A 2,850-nucleotide genomic window follows, 5' to 3' on the forward strand; every position below is an offset into this window, starting at 1 on the left:
GCGCGAAGGGGGCTGATATACTGCAACTTGTGGCTTTTGCCCCTAATCGCCCTGTTTCGGAACGTATCGGAGAGCACATTGGAAAAGTTCACCGCAGCCGTGGTCCAAGCCGCGCCATTCCCTGAAGATTCACTGAAAACCGCAGAGAAAACCGCGCAACTGATCCGCGAGGCGGCAGGCAAGGGTGCGCGGATCGTGGTGTTTCCCGAAGCGTTTCTAGGCGGTTATCCCAAAGGCGATTCCTTTGGCGCGCCGATTGGCCTGCGCAAGCCAGAAGGCCGCGACGCCTATTTGCGCTATTTCAACGCGGCGATTTCGCTTGGCGGCGAAGAGGTTGCGATGATCGCAGAGGCAACGGCCGCGACCGGTGCCTTTGCGGTGGTCGGCTGCATCGAACGTGACGGCGGCACGCTTTACTGCACGGCGCTGTTCTTCGATGGCGCAAAGGGGCTTGTCGGCAAGCATCGCAAGCTGATGCCCACGGCGGGCGAGAGGTTGATCTGGGGCTTTGGCGATGGCTCGACCATGCCGGTCTTTGAAACCGATCTGGGCCGGATCGGCGCGGTGATCTGCTGGGAAAACTACATGCCGATGCTGCGTATGCATATGTATTCGCAAGGAATCAGCCTCTACTGCGCACCAACGGTGGATGACCGCGATAGCTGGCTTCCCACAATGCGCCACATCGCGCTGGAGGGGCGGTGTTTCGTTCTGACCTCATGCCAGTTCCTCAAGCGCAAGCACTACGGGCCAGAGCATGAATGCGCGCTTGGCGATGACCCTGAAACGGTGCTGATCCGAGGCGGCAGCGCCATCATCGACCCGATGGGCAAGGTGCTGGCAGAGCCACAGTTTGGGGTTGAGACCATTCTCTACGCTGAAATCGATCCCGCGCAGATTGCGCGCGGAAAGTTCGATTTCGATGTGTCGGGCCACTACGCGCGCCCGGACGTTTTTTCCCTGCACGTGGATACGCGCGAAAAGCGCGCGGTCAAAACAACTTAGGCGGGGCGTTTTGCCCCGCCCAAAACCGGTTTCGCTTTAGGTGGCAGATGCCAGCCGTTCGGTCTCGGCGCGCAACAGGCTTTGCAGCAGCCGCGCCGCGGCCGCGTAAAAGCCCTGCCTGTCGCGCTCGATGCAGGCGTTGCAGAAACCCGGCACCCAAACCAACACATGCTCGCGCAAAAGCTTGTCGCGCAGCACCGCCGCACGGGGTTCGCCGCCTTCAGCAAGATCCGCCGTCAGTTGCGCCAGAAACTCTAGCTCGACCGCAACGTGGTCGGCAGGCTCTTTGGTGCCCGAAGCCGCCAGCCCATACTCGCGCAACAGCGCCTCCATCGCGCCGGTCGCCTCTTGAAACAGCGCGCCGCGTGGGTTGGTGTGATAGGATTCGTAGGGCTGCACCGTGATGCCGCGGCTGCCCGCCCCCAGAAAGAGGCGCGCGTAGTCGGTTGCCAGATCCAGCGCGAAGGGCCCCACATCGGGCCGCGTTGCAACCAGCGCCAGCAACCCGCCAAGTTCGTCGCGCAGCCCCGCTGCATCCGCTGCCTCGCGCAGCAAGGCGTTGGATGCATCGGTTCCAAGGGCCGCCAGAGTTTCTGGCGTCTGCTCCTTTGCAAATACCCCGGCCAGCCAGCGCAGAAGGGTTGCGCGCTCGGGCAGGGCCGTGGGCTTCACGGTTTGGTCTTTCATGGCTTTCTACTCCTCGATCGAGGCCAAAGCGGCAGCATGACGGATGGCTCGCTCGTTACAGATCCGATGCCAAATCCTTGGTATCAGACGAGTTCAGTTGCAGATAGCGCAATACCAGCCGCTCTTCCTCGGCGGTCAGGCTGGTTTTTTCGCCATAGTGCTCGACATCTGCAACCCAACCCAATGCCGGGCGGGTTTCGGGCGCGTGGACCGAGTGGCAGACGGCGCATTGGCTGACATAGGTGGCATCGGCCACCGACCAGAGCGTTGCACCATCGCTGGTCAGCTTGGCGGCTTCGACCCAGCCTTCCAGCGACGACTCGATCCAATCCTGATCGCCGTCCGAATAGTATTCGGTCTTGCCGTAGGTAATGCGGTCAAGCGCGCTGGCGCTGATCGAGATGTTCAGGATGCGTTGGCCGAAAAGCGCGTATTGGCCGCGCACCACATCGCCCGCCTGCCATCCGCTCAGCCGAACCTTGACGTAGTCGCCACTGGTTTCAAGCCGCGTCATCGAGACGCCGGGCAGAATGGTGCCCAGCTTTGCGCCGTCGGCATTGCCTTCGGCCAGAAGCGGCGTCGTGGATTTTGTCCAGACATGGTCGGATGTCAGCGGTTGCGGTTGTTCCATGAACGCGGCGGCAATTTCGCGGGCGCGCGCAGCCAGATCGGGCATCTTGTGCGCAATGCCCTTGTGGCAATCGATGCAGGTTTCCCCGGACGCAAGCGCATCGACATGCTGCTTTTGCGCGTCGGTGGTTTGCTGGTCTATCAGCATTGCGTCTCTGTCGTGGCACGAGCGACATTCGCGCGAGTCGGTCGCTTCCATTTTGGCCCAGACGATTTCCGCCATTTCCAGACGGTGCGTTTCATAATCTTCGGCGGTGGCGATTTTGCCCGTCATCCAATAGAAAAGGTCTTTTCCGGCAATAACCTTGTCCATGTAATAAGCGATGCCCTTTTCGGCCACGTGGCAATCTGGGCAGCCTGCCGGAACGCCCGAGGTGTTCTGGTAATGGACCGTGGTCTGATATTCTTCATACGGGATCGTCATCGAGTGACATGAAACGCAAAACTCGACCGAGCCGGTAGTTTCCAAGGCAAGGTGCACGGTCAGCAGGCCGCCGGCCATTACAACGCCGCCCAAAACGGCGACAA

Annotated in this window: 3 protein-coding genes; 1 reads left to right on the plus strand and 2 read right to left on the minus strand. The window is 60.9% G+C overall.

Features of this window, described 5'->3' with window-relative positions; all coding sequences use genetic code 11:
- Positions 1 to 78 precede the first annotated feature (78 nt).
- The gene (locus tag ABY403_RS15240) at positions 79 to 1,005 is read left to right on the plus strand and encodes a carbon-nitrogen hydrolase family protein (protein ID WP_372841672.1); all 927 of its coding nucleotides are present in this window, start codon (positions 79 to 81) and stop codon (positions 1,003 to 1,005) included.
- Between the two features lie 36 nt (positions 1,006 to 1,041).
- Here ABY403_RS15240 and ABY403_RS15245 read toward each other — a convergent pair whose 3' ends face one another.
- Positions 1,042 to 1,692, minus strand: a complete 651-nt coding sequence (locus tag ABY403_RS15245; RefSeq protein WP_372841673.1) for a molecular chaperone — start codon at positions 1,690 to 1,692, stop codon at positions 1,042 to 1,044.
- A gap of 55 nt (positions 1,693 to 1,747) precedes the next feature.
- Positions 1,748 to 2,850, minus strand: a 1,103-nt coding sequence (locus ABY403_RS15250; protein WP_372841674.1) for a NapC/NirT family cytochrome c, incomplete at its 5' end; no start/stop codon positions are given.

This window comes from Phaeovulum sp. (assembly GCF_041596715.1).
Classification (GTDB): domain Bacteria; phylum Pseudomonadota; class Alphaproteobacteria; order Rhodobacterales; family Rhodobacteraceae; genus UBA6213.